This is a genomic window from Streptomyces phaeolivaceus (assembly GCF_009184865.1).
Taxonomy (GTDB): Bacteria; Actinomycetota; Actinomycetes; order Streptomycetales; family Streptomycetaceae; genus Streptomyces; species Streptomyces phaeolivaceus.
This window is the reverse complement of the sequence record NZ_CP045096.1, coordinates 4,999,270-5,019,974: the sequence shown is the minus strand read 5'-3', so window position 1 is coordinate 5,019,974 and position 20,705 is coordinate 4,999,270. Positions and strand designations below refer to the sequence as shown.

At 70.0% G+C, this 20,705-nt stretch carries 22 protein-coding genes; 17 read left to right on the top strand and 5 right to left on the bottom strand.

Annotated elements, in window-relative coordinates:
* Positions 1–227 precede the first annotated feature (227 nt).
* The 3 genes from F9278_RS23725 (at position 228) to F9278_RS23715 (ending at position 3,537) form a co-directional block, all read left to right on the top strand.
* Complete coding sequence (locus F9278_RS23725) at positions 228–686, top strand: plasmid mobilization protein (RefSeq protein WP_152170126.1); 459 nt, start codon at positions 228–230, stop codon at positions 684–686.
* A 4-nt stretch (positions 687–690) separates the two neighbouring features.
* Complete coding sequence (locus F9278_RS23720; protein ID WP_152170125.1) at positions 691–2,385, top strand: relaxase/mobilization nuclease domain-containing protein; 1,695 nt, start codon at positions 691–693, stop codon at positions 2,383–2,385.
* Positions 2,386–2,523: 138 nt separating this feature from the next.
* Positions 2,524–3,537, top strand: coding sequence for an NAD-dependent epimerase/dehydratase family protein (locus tag F9278_RS23715; RefSeq protein WP_152170124.1), 1,014 nt, complete (start codon positions 2,524–2,526; stop codon positions 3,535–3,537).
* A gap of 6 nt (positions 3,538–3,543) precedes the next feature.
* Here the strand turns inward: F9278_RS23715 and F9278_RS23710 are convergent, their stop codons facing one another.
* Positions 3,544–4,869 carry a tetratricopeptide repeat protein gene (locus tag F9278_RS23710; protein ID WP_152170123.1) on the bottom strand — a complete coding sequence of 442 codons (1,326 nt, stop codon included), beginning with the start codon at positions 4,867–4,869 and terminating at the stop codon, positions 3,544–3,546.
* A gap of 518 nt (positions 4,870–5,387) precedes the next feature.
* On the opposite strand from F9278_RS23710, the gene F9278_RS23705 reads away from it, so the two are divergent.
* From F9278_RS23705 to F9278_RS23675, 7 genes are all read left to right on the top strand, one after another.
* The gene (locus F9278_RS23705) at positions 5,388–5,858 is read left to right on the top strand and encodes an ATP-binding protein (RefSeq protein WP_152170122.1); all 471 of its coding nucleotides are present in this window, start codon (positions 5,388–5,390) and stop codon (positions 5,856–5,858) included.
* A 30-nt stretch (positions 5,859–5,888) separates the two neighbouring features.
* Positions 5,889–7,136, top strand: a complete 1,248-nt coding sequence (fxlM, locus tag F9278_RS23700; protein WP_152170121.1) for a methyltransferase, FxLD system — start codon at positions 5,889–5,891, stop codon at positions 7,134–7,136.
* A 67-nt stretch (positions 7,137–7,203) separates the two neighbouring features.
* Positions 7,204–7,395: an FxLD family lanthipeptide gene (locus F9278_RS23695; protein WP_152170120.1), complete on the top strand. Its 192-nt coding sequence runs from the start codon at positions 7,204–7,206 to the stop codon at positions 7,393–7,395.
* A gap of 83 nt (positions 7,396–7,478) precedes the next feature.
* Positions 7,479–10,541, top strand: a complete 3,063-nt coding sequence (locus tag F9278_RS23690) for a lantibiotic dehydratase (RefSeq protein ID WP_226966893.1) — start codon at positions 7,479–7,481, stop codon at positions 10,539–10,541.
* The gene (locus F9278_RS23685; protein WP_226966892.1) at positions 10,538–11,689 is read left to right on the top strand and encodes a lanthionine synthetase C family protein; all 1,152 of its coding nucleotides are present in this window, start codon (positions 10,538–10,540) and stop codon (positions 11,687–11,689) included. The genes F9278_RS23690 and F9278_RS23685 overlap by 4 nt, the downstream gene beginning before the upstream one ends.
* Before the next feature lie 29 nt (positions 11,690–11,718).
* On the top strand, positions 11,719–12,696 hold the full coding sequence (locus F9278_RS23680) for a thiopeptide-type bacteriocin biosynthesis protein (protein WP_152170118.1): 978 nt from the start codon (positions 11,719–11,721) through the stop codon (positions 12,694–12,696).
* Positions 12,697–12,729: 33 nt separating this feature from the next.
* Entirely contained in the window at positions 12,730–13,458 is a 729-nt protein-coding gene (locus F9278_RS23675; RefSeq protein ID WP_152170117.1) for a hypothetical protein, read from the top strand.
* 3 nt (positions 13,459–13,461) lie between these two features.
* Here the strand turns inward: F9278_RS23675 and F9278_RS23670 are convergent, their stop codons facing one another.
* The 3 genes from F9278_RS23670 to F9278_RS23660 form a co-directional block, all read right to left on the bottom strand.
* Positions 13,462–13,932: a GNAT family N-acetyltransferase gene (locus F9278_RS23670; protein ID WP_152170116.1), complete on the bottom strand. Its 471-nt coding sequence runs from the start codon at positions 13,930–13,932 to the stop codon at positions 13,462–13,464.
* 342 nt (positions 13,933–14,274) lie between these two features.
* Positions 14,275–14,655 (bottom strand): STAS domain-containing protein, encoded by a 381-nt coding sequence (locus tag F9278_RS23665; protein ID WP_152170115.1) that lies wholly within the window; start codon positions 14,653–14,655, stop codon positions 14,275–14,277.
* A gap of 560 nt (positions 14,656–15,215) precedes the next feature.
* Complete coding sequence (locus F9278_RS23660; protein WP_152170114.1) at positions 15,216–15,413, bottom strand: hypothetical protein; 198 nt, start codon at positions 15,411–15,413, stop codon at positions 15,216–15,218.
* A 396-nt stretch (positions 15,414–15,809) separates the two neighbouring features.
* Between F9278_RS23660 and F9278_RS23650 the strand changes: the two genes are divergently transcribed.
* The 7 genes from F9278_RS23650 (at position 15,810) to F9278_RS23625 (ending at position 19,213) form a co-directional block, all read left to right on the top strand.
* Positions 15,810–16,121 carry an STAS domain-containing protein gene (locus F9278_RS23650; protein ID WP_152170112.1) on the top strand — a complete coding sequence of 104 codons (312 nt, stop codon included), beginning with the start codon at positions 15,810–15,812 and terminating at the stop codon, positions 16,119–16,121.
* A complete protein-coding gene (locus F9278_RS23645; protein ID WP_152170111.1) occupies positions 16,118–16,480 on the top strand; it encodes an ArsR/SmtB family transcription factor in 363 nt (120 codons plus the stop codon). Before F9278_RS23650 ends, F9278_RS23645 begins: the two co-directional genes overlap by 4 nt.
* Positions 16,481–16,511: 31 nt before the next feature.
* Complete coding sequence (locus F9278_RS23640) at positions 16,512–16,931, top strand: CBS domain-containing protein (RefSeq protein WP_152170110.1); 420 nt, start codon at positions 16,512–16,514, stop codon at positions 16,929–16,931.
* A gap of 138 nt (positions 16,932–17,069) precedes the next feature.
* On the top strand, positions 17,070–17,594 hold the full coding sequence (locus F9278_RS23635) for a universal stress protein (RefSeq protein ID WP_152170109.1): 525 nt from the start codon (positions 17,070–17,072) through the stop codon (positions 17,592–17,594).
* Between the two features lie 377 nt (positions 17,595–17,971).
* Entirely contained in the window at positions 17,972–18,397 is a 426-nt protein-coding gene (locus tag F9278_RS23630; protein ID WP_226966891.1) for an ATP-binding protein, read from the top strand.
* 56 nt (positions 18,398–18,453) lie between these two features.
* The gene (locus F9278_RS46285; protein ID WP_193241605.1) at positions 18,454–18,618 is read left to right on the top strand and encodes a DUF6126 family protein; all 165 of its coding nucleotides are present in this window, start codon (positions 18,454–18,456) and stop codon (positions 18,616–18,618) included.
* A 199-nt stretch (positions 18,619–18,817) separates the two neighbouring features.
* Positions 18,818–19,213, top strand: a complete 396-nt coding sequence (locus F9278_RS23625; RefSeq protein WP_226966890.1) for a pyridoxamine 5'-phosphate oxidase family protein — start codon at positions 18,818–18,820, stop codon at positions 19,211–19,213.
* Positions 19,214–19,225: 12 nt separating this feature from the next.
* Here F9278_RS23625 and F9278_RS23620 read toward each other — a convergent pair whose 3' ends face one another.
* A complete protein-coding gene (locus F9278_RS23620; protein WP_152170107.1) occupies positions 19,226–20,704 on the bottom strand; it encodes a hydrogenase large subunit in 1,479 nt (492 codons plus the stop codon).
* Position 20,705: the final 1 nt, after the last annotated feature.

The window sequence follows — 20,705 nt, the reverse complement described above, 5'->3', positions numbered from 1 at the left end:
GACTCCCAAGCCCCGCCCTGTGACTGCCCCTCGCGGTCCTCGGGTCCACGCCCGCGCTTACGGTCCGCATCCCGCACGACTCCATGGAGAAGAAACCAATGTCCGGTGAGCACCACCAACTCCCCACACCCCAGCAGGAGACGACCACCACCCCTGCCCCAGACGGAGCAAGCTGTAGCACTGGACCGTCCCATGGCCGGTCCAGTGCGCTTGCCTCCGCCTCGGGGGTGGCGGAGGAGGCCCGTCACCAGGGGGCGCCGGGTCAGGGGTTCGTGGCCGAGGGCGGCCACGAACAGCGGCAGGAGCCGTCGGCCAAGGCCGGGCGGGGAGGACGTCGCCGCTCCCGGCAGCCCAAGCAGCGCTCCGAGCGCCAGACCTTCCGCGCCAGCACCGCCGAGGCCACCGAGATCCAGGAGGCCGCCGACGCCAAGGGCATCTCCAAGGCCCGCTTCATCGCCCAGGCCGTCCACGCCGAAATCCACGGGCGCCCTCGCCTGGACCACGACGAGGCCCTCGACGTCCTCGAAGCCGCCCGCATCCAGCTGGTGCGCGCCGGCACCAACCTCAACCAGATAGCCAAGGTCCTCAACTCCGGTGGCGACGCACCCCACATCGCCCGCGCCGCCGACGCCGTCGCGGGTGCCGCCACCGAGATCCGCACCGCCGCACGGAAGCTGGTGAGCTGAGACCTTGGTCCCCGACGTCTCCCGCGGCTCCCGCACCATCGGGCTGATCCACTACCTCTACCGCACCAGCGACATCGAGGCCCACGTCGACCCCCACCTCGTCGCCGCCTACGACCCCCACCTGCCCGACCCCGGCCGCGATGCGCACGCCACCTTCAGCGACCTGGCCGCCGACCTCGACCTGTGGGTCGACGCCCTCGGCGACAACGCGCCGAAGAAGCATGTGTGGCACTGCCCCGTCCGTACAGCCCCCGGCGACCGGATCCTGTCCGACGAGGAATGGGCGATCGTCGCCCGCCGGGTCCTGAATGCCACCGGCATCGTCCCCGACGGCGACGACCAAGCCTGCCGCTGGATCGCTGTGCGCCACGCTCCCGACCACATCCACATCGTCGCCACCCTCGTCCGCGCCGACCGCACCCGACCCCGCCACCACAAGGACGGCACCCGCGCCCAGGCCGAATGCCGCAAGATCGAGAAGGAGTTCGGGCTCCGCCGCCTCAAGGAAGGCGACGGCACCGCCGCCAAGCGCCCCACCAGCGCCGAGCGCCACAAGGCCGAACGCCTCGGTCAGGAAGCCGCCTCCCGTGAGCTGTTGCACGAGCACGTCCGCCGCGCCCTGGCCGGCGCCGCCGACGAGGCGGAGTTCTTCGACCGGCTCGCCGCGGAAGGCGTACGCATAAAGAAGCGCACCGCACCCTCCGGTGATGCGCTCGGCTACAAGGTCGCCATGGTCGGCGACCGCAACGACACCCAGGAGCCCATCTGGTTCGCCGGATCCACCCTCGCCCCCGACCTCTCCCTGCCCCGCATCCGGAAACGGTTCACCATCCCCACGGACACGGCCGCGCAGGCCACGGCCCTGGAGCCGAGCGGCGCCTCGGCACCAGCCCGCGCCCGCTACGTCGCTGTCCAGGCCGCCGACTCCGCCCTCGCGTCGATGACGTCCGCGGACGACAACACAGCGGCGGCCCAGCTGATCGGCATCGGCGAGGTCCTCGACGCTCTCGCCCAGACCTCACCCCGATCCAGCCGCACCGAACTGCAAGCAGCCGCACGGCATTTCGAGCGTGCCAGTCGCTCCCACATCCGCGCCAAGAACGAGGAGATGTACGCCCTGCGCCGTGCAGTCGGCCAGATCGTCCACTCCGGCACAGCCCTCGGCCGCGGCCCGGACGGCGCCGCCACCGCCCTGATCCTCGATGTCGTGATCCTGGCCGTTGTCGCTGCCGCCCGCTGGCACGCCGCCCGCGGCCACGCCCAGCAGGCCGAGGCCGCACAGCTCACCGCCCGCCACCTGCGTACCGCCTACCAGGCCACCGCTGCCGGCCCACTGGCCACACTGCGCGCCCACGGCGAACACCTGCCCGCCCCGAACCGACGACGCCACACCGCCACGGTCCACGCCGCCCTACCCCACCTCGCCGACCGCCTCCAGGCCGAGCCCGGCTGGGACGGACTGACAGCCGTCCTCGACCAGGCCGAACATGCTGGCCACAACACGGCCGCCCTGCTTGCCAAAGCAGCCGCCCAACGCGAACTCGACAGCGCCGACTCGGCCAGCGACGTCCTCGTCTGGCGGCTGCACCACCTCGGATACGTCACCGCGCCGCCACGCCGCCCAAAGCCGAACCCCGCTCCGACGCCCGTCGCGGCAGCCATCCCCCAGCAGGAAGCGGCGCGACCACGCCGACGGTGACCGTCACCGTGGCCCTGCCCGCGACCACGGTGATCAGCTGGCGCGGGCCACGCTGACGCCCTTGAAACAAGGCTCTGTTCCCCACCGCTGGGCTGGGGTCTCTTCTCCTGGGTCCTCGGGAAGGGCAGGATTCTGGGCATGAGGATTCTGGTCTTGGGCGGTACGTGGTTCCTGGGCAGGAGCATCGTGGACGAGGCGCTACGCCGCGGTTGGGACGTGACGACGTTCAACCGCGGTCTGTCCGGGCGGGATGTGCCCGAGGTGCGCGCGGTCCACGGCGACCGTACCGAAGTAGCGGACCTCAACCGGCTTGCTTCCCAGGGTCCTTGGGATGCCGTGATCGACACGTCGAGTTCCGAGCTGCCGCCGCGTGACGTGCGGCTGGCCGCACAGGCGCTGCGTGATACGGCGTCCCGGTGGGTGCACGTCTCCACCGTGTCGGTGTATTCGGGGTGGCCGCACAAGACCCTGACCGAGTCGTCCGAGGTGCTGGACTGCCCGTCCGACGCGGACGAGTCCTTCGGCCACACGGGCTCGGACGGTTCGCCCACCAAGTACGGGTTTCAGAAGGCCGGCGGGGAGCGGGCGTTCGGTGAGCGGGCGGTGTTTCTGCGGCCCGGGGTCATTCTTGGGCCGGGTGAGTACGTGGGTCGGCTGCCGTGGTGGCTGAACCGGGCCGGCCGGGGCGGACCTGTGCTGGCGCCGGCTCCGGCCGACCGGCTCATCCAGCCGGTCGACGTGCGCGATGTCGCGGCCTTCGCCGTGGACCAGGCAGCTGCGACCACCGGCGGTGCCTTCAACGTGGCCCACCCTGAGGGGATGGGCTTCGGGGACTTCCTGCTCGCGTGCCTCGCCATCACCGAGACGGACGGCCACCTGGTCTGGGTGGAGCCGGAGTTGCTCGCCGAGCACGGAGTGCGGCAGTGGACCGAACTGCCCCTGTGGCGTACTCACACAGGGGTGTGGTCGGTGGATGCCGGCCGTGCGGTGGAGGCCGGTCTGCGGTGCCGTCCGCTCACCGAGACGATCACGGACACCTGGGCGTGGCTGCGGGCGGACGGTCGCCCTGTGGATCACCCCCGCTGGGCGGAGCACGGGCTCGCCCCCGAGAAGGAGGCCAGGATCCTCGCTGCCCTGGCCTCCGCTTCCTGAGTTCCCTCATCCCTCCAGGGCGGCCACCGCTCCGGCGCCCGCACCAAGCTGGTGCTGGGCGGCGAGTCGGCTGAAGTGCTCCAGGCGATCACCGATCTCGTCGGCGAGGGGCGTTCGGCGGAAGCATTCGTCGGTCAGGGCCCGGCGGATGCGCGCAATGCGGGTCAGCAGGCCGGTGGCGCGTTGCTCACCTGGCACGGTCCAGACTGGTTCGAGGGCTTCGGCGGCTCCATCGAGATCGCTGCTCAGCAGCCGCGCGGCGGCCAGGTCCGCGGCGGCGCCGCCCACGACGTGTGCGGAGCGCAGTGCCTCGGGCTTGCTGGTTACCAGCTCCAGGGCGGTGCGGGCTGCGGCCTCGGCCTGTTCGCCGTCACCGAGGAGCAGGCAGGTCGAGGCGTTGGACATGGCCAACCGCTCGCCGGGGAAGCCGAATTCGCCGGCCACGCCTTCGTGCAGGTCGTCGGTCTCACCGCGTCCCTCCCGATGGGAGACGTCAATGGCCTGCTGGGCGGAGGCGGCGTCGCCTCGGTGGCCGTGCGCGCGTGCCTCGATGGCTGCCAGGCGGCGGTGCGCGACGTCGCCGAGGCCGGTGAGCATCTGCGCGCGTTGCGCGATCTGGGCTGCCTCGGCGGGGCGGCCGGAGAAGTAGGCGATGTAGGCGAGAGCGCCTCCGGCAAAGGCCCGTAGCGGCGTGAAGCGGGCGGTCTCCCCGTACAGGGCGGAGGCGCGGGCAAGGCGGGTGGCGCCGTCGAGGGAACCGAGGTCGAAGGCCGCCGCGGACAGCAGTGCGCAGGCTTGGCCCGCGATGATCAGCAGGTGCTGTTGCTGGGCAGGCACCTGGGTGCGGTCGCGGTGCTGTTCGGCTTCCTCCCTCAGCCTGCGCGCGGTCTGGAGGACCTCGAACGCCGAGAAGGAGTGGTAGCGGCGGGCGAGTTCGGCGACGTCGTCTCGCAACTGGTCGAGAGTGGTGTCGGAGATGGACGCGGAGGCGGCGGCGCCGGCCTCGCTGGATGCGTCGCGTGCGGTCATGTCGATCTCGTCTTTCAGGCTGAATACGGGTGCGGGTGACTCGGGCGAGGGCGGCCCCTGGAACAGGGCGGCGGCACTGACGCCGAACATCTCCTCCAGCACCCGGCACGCGTCCGGGCTCGGCAGGGTCCGGATGGCTCCCGCGGTCCATCGGCGGAACTGCGCCTCGAAGATCGTCGGGTTCGCGGTGCCCTTCTTGACGACCTTCTCGGCGATGCGCGTGAAGTGGGCCAAGAAGTCGCTGTAACGCCAGTGGCGTTGGGCCACCAGAGCCTTGAGCAGCGTCCTGGGACGTTCATCCATCGTCGGCCCCTCTCGGCCAAGAAGACCACTGACCATCCGCCGTCGGCCCTGGGCCTGCGGCTCCCTCGCAAGCAGGGGATCCCGTCACCTGCTCCGAATGCAACGCCCTTGGCTCAGACGACACTTCGACGCTACCCGCGCGCGACGTTTGTCACCCGGAAGAGCGCCGGACGCTATCTGCTGGGCCATGCCGGTGAGATCCACATCAGGCCCACTCTGGTCGCCGTCACCGAGTGCGAGGAGCTATCACCGGCAACGTACACGGTGGTTGAGATCCCGCTCGGTCTTGTCCGTCCCTTCCAAAGGAGCCTCGCCGCGATGCAGGAAAGCCCTCCACTGGCCCTCCAGGACAGACGGCCGCTTCCCCTACGTCCGGGTGGCCGGGCCTGTCCCACCACTCTGGCCGTGCAGCCGTGGGCGACTCCGGCCGGTGAGGGCGCCGATTGCGCCTCGGTCAGCCGTTTCAGCAACAGCACGAGGGTCGTACGGCGAGTCCAGGACGCATTGCGCAGGTGGGAATGATGACGGCCACCGGATCGCGGCCGTCGGTCGGCCGCATCCTGCGCGCGGTCGCGACGCCTCTGGAGCCCAGTCCGGAATCCGTGTCCAGGGCGCGCAGGACCGTGCACGACACGCTGGCCGCATGGGGCCTGGACAACCTGGCGGACGACATGGTGCTCGTCGCGTCAGAACTCGTGACCAATGCCCTGCAGCACACCTCAGGGCCGATCGTGATGGTGTTGCAGCAGCGCGACGAGACGGTCCTCATCGAGGTCGCCGATGTCTCTTCCGCTCTTCCGGTGCAACGCCGCGAGTCGGCCGACGACGAGTCCGGCCGCGGGTTAGCGCTGGTGGAGGCGTTCTCGGACGACTGGGGATACCGCAGGCGGGGGAACCGTCGCGGTAAGTGGGTGTGGTGCAGCTGGTCACTGAGTCCCATGGCCACCGAGCACGTCGACCAGCCCATCCCCCTGGAGGCTGCGTCGTGACAACCTCCACCGCCGAGAAAGAGAGAGCCCGTGAACAACGTCCCCGACATGATCACCCCTGACGACGGAGTCCCGACATCCGACCAGCAGTTGCGCGACGAGATGGTCCGGGAACTGATCGCGCTCGATGCAGCCCGGAGCCCGCACGTAGTGGCCGCGTTCCGCAAGGTCCCTCGTCATCTGGCCACCCCCGACGATGACATGGCGGCGGTGTACCAGGCGGAGAATGCCGCGATCACGAAGAAGGACGCCGACGGCGTGGCCATCAGCTCGGTGTCCGCCGCCCGCATCCAGGCCATGCAGATCGAACAGGCCGACATCCGGCCCGGCATGCGGGTCCTGGAGATCGGCTCCGGCGGTGTCAACGCCGCCTACCTCGCCGAGATCGTCGGCCCCGAGGGCCTTGTCATCACCGTGGACATCGAACCCGACGTCACCGCACGCGCCGAGAAGTTCCTCGCCGACACCGGCTACGACCAGCAGGTGCGCGTCATCACCGCCGACGGCGAGTACGGCATGGCCGAGCATGCCCCGTACGACCGCGTCATCGTCACCGTCCAGACCGCCGACATCCCGCCGGCCTGGACCGAACAACTCGTCGACGGCGGCCGTGTCGTCGTGCCCCTGCGGATGCGCGGTATGACCCGCACCGTCGCTCTCGTCCGCCACGGCGACCGGCTGGTGAGCGACAGCGTCGAGCTGTGCGGTTTCGTGCCCATGCAGGGCGTCGGCGAGAACCGGGTCCGCCTGGTCCTCCTGCACGACACCGAGGGCGAAGAGGTCGGGCTGCGGCTGGACGGCCACCCCGAGCCCCATGCCGACGGGCTGCGAGCCGCCCTGCGCAGCCCTCGTGTCGAAGCCTGGTCCGGGGTGACGCTCGCCGGTGACGAGTCCAGCGAGCACCTGGACCTGTGGCTGACAACCGCGCTGGACAACCTGCCGCTCCTGGCCGCGACACCGGCTGCCCGCAAACGCGGCCTGGTCGCCTCCGCCTCGCCGCTCGGCGTGCCCACACTCGTCGACGCGGACAGCTTCGCCTACCGCACCGTGCGTCGTACCGACAACCCGGACCGATTCGAGCTCGGCGCCATCGGCCACGGCTCGCAGGGCCAGAAGGCCGCCGAGCGACTGGTGGAGGAGATCCGGGTCTGGGACCGCGAGCACCGCCGCGACCGGGCACAGATCGAGGTCTACCCGGCGTCCACGCCGGACGGGCAGCTCCCCGAGGGCCGGGTCGTCGACCGGCCCCACACGCGGGTCCTGATCACCTGGCCGTAGCGCCGACAGCGCCCACCGGCCAGGCCAGCAAGGCACATCCCACCCAGCCCTACAGGAGGAATTCGAGATGGCACAGCAGGGCACCACCGCGCTCAAGGCCGCCACGGACTTCACGGCCGCCGCCGACACGGACTTCGACCTCAACATCGAGACCATCGCGTCCGCCCCGGTCGTGCCGGGTCTTCTGAACGACACCGGCGACGGCTGCGGGGCCACCTGCCAGTCCGCCTGCTCCAACAGCACCTGCATCGGAGGCTGACCAACCGGTGCGGGGCCGGGCCGAGGACTTCGGCCCGGCCCCGCACCGCCCAGGACGACGGACGAAGGAGCCACAGGGATGGGATGGGGATGTACAAGGCCGTTGACGCGATTCTGATCAGAGCAGCCGCCCGGCCTCTGGCGGCCCAGGTGCCTCCCTGGCCTGACCTGGACGGCAGCGCCTCCGGCGATGTGGAGCGCTGGCGGGAGTGGGTCGGCAAGGTCTGGACGGACGATGCCACGGCGGCTGCCATCGAGGTCGCCAGCCCTCTTCTGGTCGAGGCCGTGCACGGGGTGCTCAACGGCCGTAACCAGCGGCCCCGAACCGTCCAGCGCACGGTCATCTCCCTGGTGCGCTACCTGCTGCGGATGCAGCACCGTGCCACCCCCTTCGGCCTGTTCGCCGGCCCCGCGCCCGTACGCCTCGGGAACCAGGTGCAGGTCCAATGGGGCGCCGGACACCGGGCTTCCGCCCGAGCGGACGCCGAGTGGCTCACCGAGATCGTCACCGCCCTGGAGCAGAACCGCGATCTGCTGCGACGCCTGCCCGTGATCGCCGATCCCACCTGCATCGTCCGGGGCACCCGGATCGCCGTACCGCATCAGCCGGGCAAGGACGGCCCGGCCGAGGTCACCCTGCGCCGCACGCCCGCTGCCGAGGCAGTCCTTGAACTGGCCCGTTCGCCGATCACGGTCGACGACATCGTCGCCAAACTGCACGCCGGCTATCCCGACACGCCCACGTCGGTGATCGAGGACATGGTGCGTGGCCTCGTCGCACACCAGATCCTCATCACCAGCCTGCGGGCGCCCATGACCCATGACGACGCCCTCGGGCACCTGGTGGCCGAACTGGCAGACCTGGCCGAACTGGTAGCCGTCAGCACCGAGCCCCAGGCAGCAACGGCTGGGCACCTCCGGCAGATCCATCAGCTTCTGATCCGGCACGACCATTCCCCGGCCGACGAACAGCGGGCGCTGCGCACCGAGGCCACCCGGCGCATGACAGCCCTGACCGGCGTCACCGAGCGGACCCTGGTGGTGAATCTGCTGCCCGACTGCGAAGTCGTCCTGCCCGCCGAGGTCGCCCGAGAAGCAGAACAGGCCCTTCACGTCATGGCCCGTATCTCGCCGTTCCCGGCTGGGCCCCCGGCCTGGCAGGACTACCGCGCCCGTTTCCTGGAGCGCTACAGCATGGGCGCCCTCGTTCCGGTCCGCGACCTCACGGATCCTGACATCGGCCTCGGTTTTCCGGCGGGTTACCGCGGCTCCGTCCTCAAGCGACCCGTCCAGGGCTCAACCCGCCGGGACGAACACCTCCTGTCCCTCGCCCAACACGCGGCGGCGAACCAGGTACGCGAGGTGGTCCTGACGGAAGAGGACCTTGCCGCGCTCGCCGTCGACGAAGCCACTCAGGTCCCTGCCCATGTCGAGCTGTGCTTCTCCGTGCTCGCCACCTCCCTGGACGCCTTGCAACAGGGGCAGTTCACGCTGAGCATCGCGGGCCTGTCTCAGGCGGCGGGCACGACGACAGGACGGTTCCTGGCCATGCTGGATTCAGCCGACCGCCACCGCATGACGGCCGCGTACGCGGCCCTGCCCACGCTCACCGCCGACGCGGAGCGAGCGCAGGTCTCCAGCCCGCCGCTGCGCCGCCGTACCCAGAACGTCAGCCGCGCCCTCGCCGTCACGCCACACCTGCTGTCGCTGGGCGAACACAACCCCGCCGCCACGCTCGACCTGGACGACCTCGCGGTGACCGCGGACTCGAAGCGCTTCTACCTGGCTTCGCTGTCCACCGGCAAACTCATCGAGCCGTCGGTGATGAACGCCGTCGAACTCACCAACGCCACCCATCCGTTGGTCCGCTTCGTCACCGAGGTGCACCGCTCTCACACAGCAGTGCTGACCCCCTTCGCCTGGGGAGCCGCCGCCCGACTGCCCTTCCTGCCCGAAGTCCGCACCAGCCGCACCATCCTCTCGCCCGCCTGCTGGCGCCTGCGACTGAGCGACCTCGGCCACAACGACAATCCCGGCCGGCTACGCCGCCTCACCAACTGGCGCTGCCGCTACGGCGTAACCCGCACCGTCTTCCTCGGCTCCGACGACCAGCGCCTCCGCCTCGACCTCGACCACCCCACCCACCAACACCTCCTGCGCATGGAGCTGGAGCGCACCGGCACCGCGACACTGCACGAAGCCCCCGAGGACGAGGCATACGGCTGGCTCGGCCACACCCACGAAATCACCATGCCGTTCGCCTCCAGCCTCCCACCCGCAGTCCACCACCCCCGAGCGATTGCGGTCGTACGGCGCGACAGCGGGCGCCTGCCGGGCACCTCTCCATGGGCGTACCTGAAGATCTACTGCCACCCCGAACGCGTCCCGGAGATCCTGACCACGCACCTGCCCGGTCTGTTCCAGGACTGGGCAGGCGGCGAGCCGTTGTGGTGGTACACGCGCTACAGCGATCCGGACACCCACCTGCGTCTACGCCTCCGACTGCCGGCCCCCGATGCCTTCGGCACCGCCGCGCAGCACGTCGGAGCCTGGGCGGCGGAACTCCGCAACACCGGACTGATCCGCAGCATTCAGTGGGACACCGACGAACCTGAGACCGGCCGCTACGGCACCGGCGACACCCTGGCCGCCGCCGAGCACGCCTTCGCCACCGACTCCGCCGCCACCATCGCCCAACAAACGCTCGGCCTACTTCCCCACCTGCAGCCGGCCGTCACCGCCGCCAGCTTCACGGACATCGCCGCCACGTTCACCGGCAGCCCGGCGGCCGGGCGCCGCTGGCTGATCGAGTACCTGCTCAAGGGGCAAGGCGAGATGCCTTCGCGTGATCTCCAAGCACTGGCCATACAACTGACCGCCCCGGACAGCGACTTCGCCGCGCTACGAGCCCTGCCAGGCGGCGAACGCGTCGTCACCGCCTGGGCCAATCGCCGCGCCGCACTGGAGACGTACCGCACAGCCCTCGCCGACCACGGCGCCGAACCCACCGACGTACTGCCGTCTCTGCTTCACATGCACCACAACCGGGCAGCCGGCATCGATCCCGACAACGAGACCATCTGCCGCCGCCTGGCCCGCACCGCCGCCCTGTCCTGGAGCGCCCGCACCGAAGGAGCACCACGGTGACCACCGGCGCCAGACCCGTCCCCGAGCAGGACACCGCCTTCCGGCAGTCCCTCGCCCACGGCCCCCTCGGCATCGCCATGCTCCACATCGAACACGCCCGCCAAAGCCGTGGATCGTGGCAGGCCGTCCACCGTCGACTCGCCGCCGTCGGCCCACTGATCGACGGCGACCAAGCGGGCCTCTTCCTCGGCGCACCCGCAATGGCATACGTCCTGCACCTGACCGCCGCCGACAGCAACCAATACGCCGGCGCCCTCAACGCCCTCGACCGCATCGTGACCACGCACACCCGAAGCCGCCTGGACGCCGCCCACACCCGTATCGATCAGGGCCGACCCACCAGCTTCGCCGAGTACGACCTACTGCGCGGCCTCACCGGCCTCGGAGCCCTCCTCCTGCGCCGCACCCCCGACGGCCCAGAACTCAAAAGCGTCCTGGAATACCTCGTGCGCCTGACCGAGCCGCTCCCCGGCCCCGACGGACGCCCACGACCCGGCTGGTGGGCAGGGCACAGCCCCGTCAACCTCGGCACACCCACCCCCGACGGCCACGCCAATGCCGGCCTGGCCCACGGCATCACCGGGCCCCTGGCCCTCCTCGCACTCGCCCACCTGCGCGGCACCACTGTGCACGGCCACCAGGAGGCGATGCTGCGCATCTGCCGCTGGCTGGACGAGATACGCGTCGACGACCACCGAGGCACCCGATGGCCGCGCTGGACCACCGACACCACATCGAGCCCCATGCACCCGGCCGCACCATCCTGGTGCTACGGCACTCCCGGCCTCACCCGCGCCCAGCAACTCGCCGCCCTCGCCCTCGGCGACACCGACCGCAAACGCATGGCCGAACGAGCGCTCCTGGACTGCCTGGCCGACCCTCTCCAACTCGACCAACTCACCGGTCGGGGCCTGTGCCACGGCATCGGCGGCCTCATACGGGTAGTTCAGCGCATCGCCCAGGACGCCGACGAGCCCGCCGCTTTCACCAGCTTCCTGCCGCATCTCACCGAACGCTTCCTCGCCGCCGAGACACCGACGGAAGCCGGGTTCCTCGAAGGCACGTCCGGAGCCGCACTCGCCTTCCAGAGCATCGAAACCGACGAGGCACCGGCCAGAGACTGGGATGCCTGCCTGCTCCTCGCTTGACATGACAGAGGCCCCGAAAGGAGGAAGACGTGGACCTGCACGACACCAGAACAGCAGAACGAGCCGTCCACGCCGTCTTGGCCGGCACACCGATCGACGCGGTCGCCGCCCGGCTGCACTCCTCACCGGAACACCTGGCCGAAGCCGGCAAGCTGTACTGCGCCGCTGGACGGACAGCACTCGACGCACGATCGTCCGCCACCGACTGGCGGCAGGTGAACATCGAGTTCACCGACTACCCGACCGCCCAACACGCCTTCCTCGCCTACCTGCTGCCGCCTCTACGAGAAGCCTGCGACGTCGGGGCCATCGGCGCCTGGTGGTTCGTCCGCAAGTTCCCCTGCTGGCGACTCCGCGTCGCTCCCGGCCCGCAGCCGATGGGCGAGTGCGCATCGAAGCCCATCCATGCGGCTCTCGACAGCGCAGTCTCGTGGGGCGTGGTGAAACGCTGGTGGCCGTCGCAGTACGAGTCCGAGACGGTGGCCTTCGGCGGCACTGACGGGATGAGGATCGCCCACGCCTTGTTCCATGCGGACAGCGTGGGAGTTCTCGACCACCTGCATGGTCCGGCAGCAGAAGACAGCTTCCCGCTCGACGCCAAGGCCACCTCGCTGATCATCACCACCCTGTTCCTGCGCGCCGCCGGACAGGAATGGAGCGAGCAGGGCGACGTATGGGCACGCGTTGAAGCCAAGCGCCCTCTCCCCGACGATGTTCCGCCGGAGCGGGTGACCGCCATGACCGGCACGGTGCGCAAGCTCCTGACGGCCGACACCGCGCCTGCCCTCACCGGAGGCAACCCCCTGGACCGCCTCGCCGAGTGGGCCGACTCGATCGAGCGCGGCGGCCAGGCCCTCGGGAACGCGGGCCGCGAAGGAGGGCTCGGCCTCGGCACCCGCGGCATCCTCGCCCGCCACATCCTGTTCCACTTCAACCGCATGGGCTTCACCACGCGTCAGCAGGCCATCTGGTCACGAGCGGCACGAGAGACCATCCTCGGAAGCTAGCCCGTCACGACGAGACCTCCTCAAGGACCGACCGTGGTGTATGAACTGATCGCCATCTGCGACGCGTGCAAGCAAGCAGTAGCCGACGGCGAAGGCAGCTTCTCGGTGGACATGGCGGAAGTCGACCGGTGCTCCACCAACACCCGTGCGTGGGAGATCCTCGAAACCGCTCATGAGGCACCGGGAGTTCAGTCCTTCGACGCGGCGAGCCTGATGTCGTACCCCGAGGCTGCCTGCTGGCATATAGACCACGCCGCGTGCGACCCGTCGCCCAATGTGAACGCGTACGCCATCGAGGTGCACCGATGCCGAACCTGGGCGGACCTCGTCCTGTGGACCGCCTATCTATGGAGAGGGACCTCGTTCGTCGTGGTGTCGTTACGGGTGCGTCGGTTCGTCTGCGCAGCGGACTCCTGTCCGCGCAAGACCTTCGTCGAGCAGGTGCCCGGGCTCACCCGTCGGTTCGGTCGGCGGATCGAGCGGCTGCGCTCGACTTTGGTCCCGGTCGGTCTTGCGCTTGCGGGCCGGGCTGGCGCCCGGATGACGGACTCCTTCGGAGCGCCGGTCAGCCGGAACACCCTGCTGAGGCTGATCACCTCGCTGCCCGACTCGCCCACCGCGACACCCGGTGTGGTTGGCGTGGACGAGTACGCCCAGCGCAAGGGACAGGGCAGCATGATCCACCGCTACACCATCTGGCGAAACCGCCACGCCGACGACCGGCGCCTACGCGCCGTCGTCGACAGAGCGAACGTTGCCTGAACCTCAGCCGAGTTTCTTGAGCATCTTGACCGAGGTCGTCTCGTAGCCAAGCGACTCGTAAAGGCCGCGCGCACCCGTGTTGAAGCCAAAGACGCTGAGACCAAGGGTATGAGCGCCTTGTGCCCGGGCGTATTCCTCACCGAGGGTCATGGTCCTTCGCCCGAAGCCCCGACCGCGCTTGTCGGCGTCGATCATGATGTCCCAGATCCACCAGGCGCCGGCGTCGTCGCTGGTGTCTGGTCCAATCCAGAGGTAACCGACGGTTTCCCCGGCGTCATCGACTACGTCGAAGACCACGTGCCCCGAGCCCGGTGTGCCGGAGGGAAAAGAGCGGGCCATGCTTTCGTCCGCATTCCGGTGGGCATCCTCGGGCGTTTGCCCCGCAGTGACGAGATCATTGGCGTACTCGGCTCGACTGCGCTCAAGCCAGGCAGGGAAGAGTCGGGCATCCAAGTGGCGGAGGGTTACAGGCATCGAATCAGCCTCCCACACCGCCGACGTCGGAGCGGTATCACCCCCGCCCAACCGCTACGGCTCGCGCAGCCGCCGGCCGCACCACCCTCGATCCGTTCCGTCCGGCAGCGGGAGCGGACCAACGGGTCCGGCGACGGAGCGTTGACCACCAGCCGGCACACGCTCAGCGGTCCGGCTGGACCGTGGAGAGCCAGCAGTACGCCGTCCTCGTCTGGATCCCATTGGATCCATGCCCGGCCCAACGACGCGCACCAGGCGCAGAAACGCTCCTGTCAGCCCGATGTACGCGCGGCTGCTCGGTCGACGCAGCGACGGTGTGGGTCGCTGACGACCCGGGTGTGATCATCTGCCGGGGCCCACGCCGTCCGCATCCTCAGCTTTCCGCCGTCCGGCCACGGCCTCACCGACGGTGGCATGCACGTCCAGAACCGCGTCCGTACCAGTCAGCGACAACAGGCCCCGCATCATGCCGGGCACGTTCGCCAGCGCCAGCGAACCGCCCCCCTCGGCAGCCCGGCGGTTCAGCGCCAGGAGTTCGTTGAGGCCCGCGGAGTCGAAGAAGTCCACCCCCGACAGGTCCAGCACCAACCGCCGGTCGCCGTCGAGCAACGCGTGGACGCGGGGCCAGAAGGTGGACACGCTCACGTAGTCCATGTCACCAGTAACCAGGGCGACGACACAGTCCTGCACGTCGTTGTCCATGCTCAGTTCGATCTCGGCCACGTCTGCTCCCTATCCACGGTCCGTGCCGACTACGCCCGATCACAGGACGAGACGTCGACACCACTGCACCGACCTGAACGGGCATCTCCGCCCGTTGAAACCGCTTCTCCTCGCGCCCGCTCCTGAACTTCCGGCCCACCCGCGGCGCCCCGCCCCACCTCGGCCCGTACGGTGGGCATCCTCGCGACGAACTACGGGAAACCGCCAGATCACGAACACGAAATGCACTCATGCCACGCCCACGCGGCGGGGAACGACCGAAATACTGCCGCTGCCGGCGCGACAACGGGGACTACGGAGCGGACTGCGTCACACGCCACGGCGCCCAAGAACTGATCATCGCTCATGCAAGGGCGAGAAATGCCCGAACACGGAGATGGATACGGCGCCGACCCGGTTCGGGGACGTCAATGGAGATCATGGTCATCCGGACCTTGATGCGGTTGACGGCGCCTTCCGTACCTCCGGAGCTCCCGCGCAGGTTGAGTCCGGCGCCGCCAAGTCCTTCGCCTGCGCGCCCATGCAGGACGGGGACAGGGACCCCGGCCGCGATCGGCTCATCAACCTCGCACCGCACCGGCCTGGTCCGCCCCGCCCGTCAGGTCCACGCCCAGCTCACGCCCCACGCGCTCGACCTCCTCAAGATCCACAGTGTGCACGGCGGCCGACCACGCGTCCCCCCGCCCTTCCGCCTCGACACGCGCCTGCCGCAGCTCCGCCGCCAGCCGACGCAACGCGGACTCGCGTCCTTCACTCATTCATCGCCTCCCGTGCCTGCCGACGCACCCGACCCACGCGACGGCGAAGTCATCTGAAGTCGCGCTTCTCCACCGGTACTTCAGGCGCATAAGTGGCTGCCCCGCGCCGACCCGGAAGGGGCAGCCACTAGCTGCGTACGTTATCAGTTGCTAAGATTGGCAATTGATGGATTACCTAGGAGGCGCGATGCGCGTCACACCGATTCGCGGCACGAGTGCTCCCGTCCTGCTCTGCTCGGCGTGCGGACTGCTGTGCCGGCCCTCCGCGCTGGACGGCCAGGGACGGTGTTCACGGTGCGGGAGTTCCCGCCTCGTTCAGTCCGTGTCCGGCGCCCGCCGTAAGCCGGCGCGGACCGGCCCGCTGCGCTTCTGGCAGCGACTGGGGCGGTGGTGAGCATGCGCTGGGACTCCACGGAGCATGACGGCGTGGGCGTGCTGCACCTGTTCGGCTTCCTGGGCCGTCAGGACACGCACCGCTTCGACGGGGCTGTGGACTGGGTCCGTTCCCGCTCGAACGGCATGCTCGTGCTCGATATGTCCGGCCTGCTCGGCTGGAGCGAGGAGGGTGAGGCCGCCGTGGTGCGCGCCGCGCAGAGCCCGCTGGCCGTGTGCGGACTGCGCGACCGCCCCGCTCCGCTGCTGAGCGGCGACACGACCGGGCTCATCCGGATCTACCCCGACCTTCGCTCCGCCCTGGCCACGGCGTGAGCACACCACCGCTGTACCAGCTCAAGGCCGAGTTCTTGAAAACCCTCGGTCACCCGGTGCGCATCCGCGTGCTGGAACTGCTCAGCTCGCGCGAGTACGCCGTGGCCGAGATACTCCCCGAGGTCGGCGTCGAAGCCGCCCACCTGTCGCAGCAGCTGGCCATCCTGCGCCGCGCGAATCTGGTGGCCACGCGCAGGGAAGGCTCCACCGTCCACTACCGCCTCACCACCCCCGAGGCGACCAACCTGCTGACCGCGGCCCGCAGCATCCTCAGTGGTGTCCTGGCGGGCCAGGCCGACCTCCTCGCAGATCTCCAGGCGGCGCCGGCCGCTCTCCCCTCTCGTTCTCGCCCGGCCTGACGCTGCGGCCCTCCTGTCCCCGGAGCCGACGATGCCCTCCTCTACGCACCCCACCGCCGCCGATGCGATGCTCGCGCCGGAACTCCAGGTCAGTGACCACACCAGTATCGACAGGGCCCTCGACGTACTCCGGGGGTCGCACACCGAATTCGTCCTCATCCGGGACGACACCGGGCGATGCGCCGGCATCGTCACCCGCGATCAGCTCACTGCCCACGGAGCGAAGCCCTGGTACGCCGAGAACACCCGCGTCCGTGACATCGCGCACGACCACAGCCCGTTCGCGCGCCCCGGCATGCCGGCCGCGGACGTGGCCGCCGACCTGCGCGAGCGTTCGCTGGCGGCCCTGCCCGTCGTCGACGACGACGGCTTCGCCCTGGGCATCGTCACCGAGACCCGGTTGCAGACGGTTCTCGCGGCATCGGCAGGCGGCACGGCCGAGCAGCCCTGACTGAGTCCTGGCCACCGATTCGCCACCGCCCGCCCCGACCGGCTGCTGAGATTCGTCCCTTCCCTACGGTCCGCGCGATCGTCCGAGACGTCCTGCCAGCCACCGAGAGTTCCCGCCTCCTACACCAGGAATGACCCCATGAGCCAGTGGCTACCGCGCAGACGCCACAGCGGCGAGCGTTGTCCGCGCCTGCCCGGTGCGGCACCCGCTCCCGGGGCGGCGCTTCCGCTCCGGCACGATCCCTTCCGGCACGCCATCGTCGTGGGATACAGCGGATCTCCCTCCGACGAGCGCACTCTGGCCTACGCCAGCGGTATGGCGTACCGAGCCGGCCGGGGTCTGGTGGTCGTCCACGTCACCCACCGGCTGCCCAGCTCCAGTTGGTGGGAGGGCGGTGAGCCGATGGCGCTCCTCGACCTCCTCGAGGGCAGCAGCGAGAGTCTGGCCGACGCCCTGGCCCGTACCGGGCAGCTCACGCAGGTGCCCTGGGTCGCCGTCCACACCCGCGGCGACATCTGCCACGAACTCGAAGAGATCAGCAGGTGGTACGCGGCCGACGCCATCGTCGTCGGCGCCAGCCGCAGCATCACCGCCAAGCTCTTCGGCCGCGTCGGCAGCCGCCTCGCCCGGCAACCGCGGCACCCCGTGATCGTCATCCCGTAGCGACAGACACGTCAGTCCGCCTCCGGCAGACGGTGGCGCCGCTTAGGGCGAGCGGGCCCCACCGGGAGCTTCACCAGGCATACAATTGCAGAGTTCTTCAATTAGGCAGTTGCCGAATTTTCTAGCACCGAGGGAGTACAGGGCCATGGGGGCGAGGTCACGGACCCGCTCGCGCTCGCAGGGCGAGCCGGTCAACGCTGAGCGACTGCGCAGCGGTCGGTGGCTGGGCATCGGGGCGGGCGAGGAGTGAGCAGGATGCCGACTGCGCTGTCCGTTCTCCTGCTGGGACGGCAGGACCTGCTGGGCGAGTTGCGCGCGGCGGAGCGGGCGCGGTGAGGGGCCGCGACCGGTTCCGGCCGTGCCGAAGGGGCTGGCCCGTGGCGGCTGTCAGCCCCGTTCCGCCGTCGGTGGCCCGGTACTGCGTGTCTGTCGAGATGGCGCCGGAGGCGGTGACACGGGCCCGTGAGGCAGTGGCCGAGGGCCTGGCCGAGGTCGGCGTCGTGGCGGGTTCCGCGTTCGCCGACGCGGTGCTGCTCGTGGTCAGCGAACTGGTCGCGAACGTGTTGCGGCATGCGCCGCGCTGTCCGGTCGCCGACGTGGAGCTCACGGTCGGAGCGGGACAGCTCATCGTCGGCGTCGCGGACGCCGAACCCCGGCTTCCCCTCCTGGGGCCCGGTGAGATGGGTGCGGGGCTGCGGTTGGTGGCCGAGCTGGCCGCCGAGTACGAGGGCGGCATCGGCGCGAAACTGACCGTCAACCGTGACGGCAAGGTCGTCCTGGTCCGGTTCCGTATGCCGTCGTAGCCATCGGTTCCGTCGAAGGAAGTCCGTGGAGATCGCAGGATGAAGGGAGACGGAACGTGAATGACGAGACGGCCGAGCAGCCGAAGGGCAAGAAGAAGGCCAAGGACCGAGACAGTTGGATCGAGCGCGGGGTCATGATCCGGGCGGGCTTCTACATCTTCGGTACACACATCGTCGCCGGATGGGTGATGCTGCTCTTCTACCTCGGCCAGCACAAGTAGCCGAGGAACCGACCGCCACGAGAGCCGGTCGTCCAGCTACGGAGGGCCGGATGGCCCTTGCGTTCCTCCGTATGGATGTGGCCATGTTGTCAACGGGGAACGGTGACATGGCGCTGTGGCGTGAGGGCATCGGGCCCGTGGCCCTGTGCGGAGAGGAACCATGGCGGCTGTTGAACCATCGCGGAGCCGCCTTGTCCCGATGGACCGGGTAGAGGCGCTGGCCCTGTTGGCCAAGGCGCCGTTCGGCCGCGTGGTCTTCTCCCACCAGGCGTTGCCCGCGATTCGCCCCGTCAACCACCTCGTTGAAGCAAGCGGCGACATCGTCATCCGTACCCACACCGGGATGGCGCTGCTCGGCCGTGCCGCGCTGTCGGAGGTCGTGGCGTACGAGGCGGACGACCTCGACCCCGTCACGCGGACCGGCTGGAGTGTGGTGGTCACCGGCACCGCGTCCCCGGTCTCCGATCCCGCCGAACTGGCCCGCTACCAGGCCGCGCTCACGTCCTGGGTGGAGGCGGACATGGAGCATGTGGTGCGGATCAGGGCCGACCTCGTGACCGGCTACCGGCTGGTGCGCGGCGGCACAGGCTCCTGAACGGTCCCATGGTCACAGGTCGTTGCCCGCGTAGGAGAGATTGAAGCTTTTGTTGGTCAGCGGGAAGTCCGGGACGATCGTGTCCTTCAGGGCGACCGGCAGGGCGGGCCAGTTGAAGAAGGACGGGTCGACGGGCTTGACCCGCTTGAGTGTGCCGTCGGCGGCGAGTTCGACGCGGGTGGCGATGGTGCCGCGCCAGCCTTCGACGAGGGCGACGCCGCTGCGGGGGCCCTCCCCGGGGTCAGCTGGGGGCCCGTGGACGGCGCCGGTGGCGACACAGTCGGTGAGCTCCCCAATCAGCGTGAGTGAGGTGTCGATCTCCTCGGCGCGGACGAGGAAGCGGGCCAGGACGTCGCCGCTGGTGTGCACGGGGACTTTGGCCGGTTGCCCGTGCGGGGCGAAGGGGTGGGCGATGCGGGCGTCCAGGGCGAGGCCGCTGGCGCGGGCGACGTAGCCCAGGCAGCCGATGTCGCGGGCGGCCTGGGTAGGCAGGATCGCGGTGCCGGTGAAGCGGTCGTGGACGGTGGAGTGGCCGAGCGCCAGCCGGACGATCTCGTGGATGTCGGCGCCGATGGCGTCCATCTGGTTGCGGCCGGGCAGGTGGTGCAGGGCGCTGCCGCCGGGGACGACGCCGCCGCGCAGCAGCCGGTGCCCGGTCACCGTGTGGTTGAGGCGCAGGAGGTGTTCGCGCACCCGCTGGGCGTGGGCGTTGAGGATGCCGTACCCGACGTCGTTGCAGAGCATGCCGAGGTCGGCGACGTGGTTGTGGAGGCGTTCGAGTTCCAGGAGCAGGGCGCGGGCGCACTGGGCCTGTTCGGGCACCGTCGTGCCGGTGGCCTCCTCGACGGCGAGGCAGTAGGCGAGGGCGTGGCCGACGGCGGTGTCGCCGCTGATGCGCTCGGCCAGCGGCAGCCCGGCCACGATACTGCGGCCCTGGAAGAGCTTCTCGATGCCCTTGTGCACGAACCAGAGGCGGGCCTTGAGTTTGAGGATGGTCTCGCCGACGACGGAGAACCGGAAGTGGCCGGGCTCGATGATCCCGGCGTGCACCGGGCCGACGGGGATCTCGTAGACGCCGTCGCCCGTGACCTCAAGGAAGGGGTAGGGCCCTTCCTGTTCGCCGAAGGCGGGCGGGTTGCCGGCGTCGGGGTGCATCGGGTACCAGCCCTTGGGCCAGTGGAAGTGGCGTACCAGGCGGCGGGGTTGGGGGTGGTCGAGGGGGACGATGCCGTGCAGGTCGTGCATCTCGCGTTCGAACCGGCCGGCGGGGAAGGAGAGATGGGCCAGGCTGGGCACCTCGGGCCGGGCAGGGTCGAGGCGCACGTGGAGTTCGATGCGGGTGTCGGGCGGCCCGGAGACGAAGAGGTAGACGAGGCGTACGGCGTCAGCGTCGTGGTGGGCGGCGAGCAGGGCGAGACGGTGTCCGTCGCGCAGCAGCACCTCGGCCCGCTTGGGCAGTTCGGCGGCGGGGACGTCCTGCACGGTGCGCATC

Excerpts from the sequence above, each read along its gene's own strand:
- F9278_RS23715 (WP_152170124.1), top strand. The coding sequence starts at position 2,524 with ATGAGGATTCTGGTCTTGGGCGGTACGTGGTTCCTGGGCAGGAGCATC.
- F9278_RS23710 (WP_152170123.1), bottom strand. The coding sequence starts at position 4,869 with ATGGATGAACGTCCCAGGACGCTGCTCAAGGCTCTGGTGGCCCAACGC.
- F9278_RS23705 (WP_152170122.1), top strand. The coding sequence starts at position 5,388 with ATGATGACGGCCACCGGATCGCGGCCGTCGGTCGGCCGCATCCTGCGC.
- F9278_RS23695 (WP_152170120.1), top strand. The coding sequence starts at position 7,204 with ATGGCACAGCAGGGCACCACCGCGCTCAAGGCCGCCACGGACTTCACG.
- F9278_RS23690 (WP_226966893.1), top strand. The coding sequence starts at position 7,479 with ATGGGGATGTACAAGGCCGTTGACGCGATTCTGATCAGAGCAGCCGCC.
- F9278_RS23670 (WP_152170116.1), bottom strand. The coding sequence starts at position 13,932 with ATGCCTGTAACCCTCCGCCACTTGGATGCCCGACTCTTCCCTGCCTGG.
- F9278_RS23660 (WP_152170114.1), bottom strand. The coding sequence starts at position 15,413 with ATGAGTGAAGGACGCGAGTCCGCGTTGCGTCGGCTGGCGGCGGAGCTG.
- F9278_RS23650 (WP_152170112.1), top strand. The coding sequence starts at position 15,810 with ATGCGCTGGGACTCCACGGAGCATGACGGCGTGGGCGTGCTGCACCTG.
- F9278_RS23640 (WP_152170110.1), top strand. The coding sequence starts at position 16,512 with ATGCCCTCCTCTACGCACCCCACCGCCGCCGATGCGATGCTCGCGCCG.
- F9278_RS23635 (WP_152170109.1), top strand. The coding sequence starts at position 17,070 with ATGAGCCAGTGGCTACCGCGCAGACGCCACAGCGGCGAGCGTTGTCCG.
- F9278_RS23625 (WP_226966890.1), top strand. The coding sequence starts at position 18,818 with ATGGACCGGGTAGAGGCGCTGGCCCTGTTGGCCAAGGCGCCGTTCGGC.
- F9278_RS23620 (WP_152170107.1), bottom strand. The coding sequence starts at position 20,704 with ATGCGCACCGTGCAGGACGTCCCCGCCGCCGAACTGCCCAAGCGGGCC.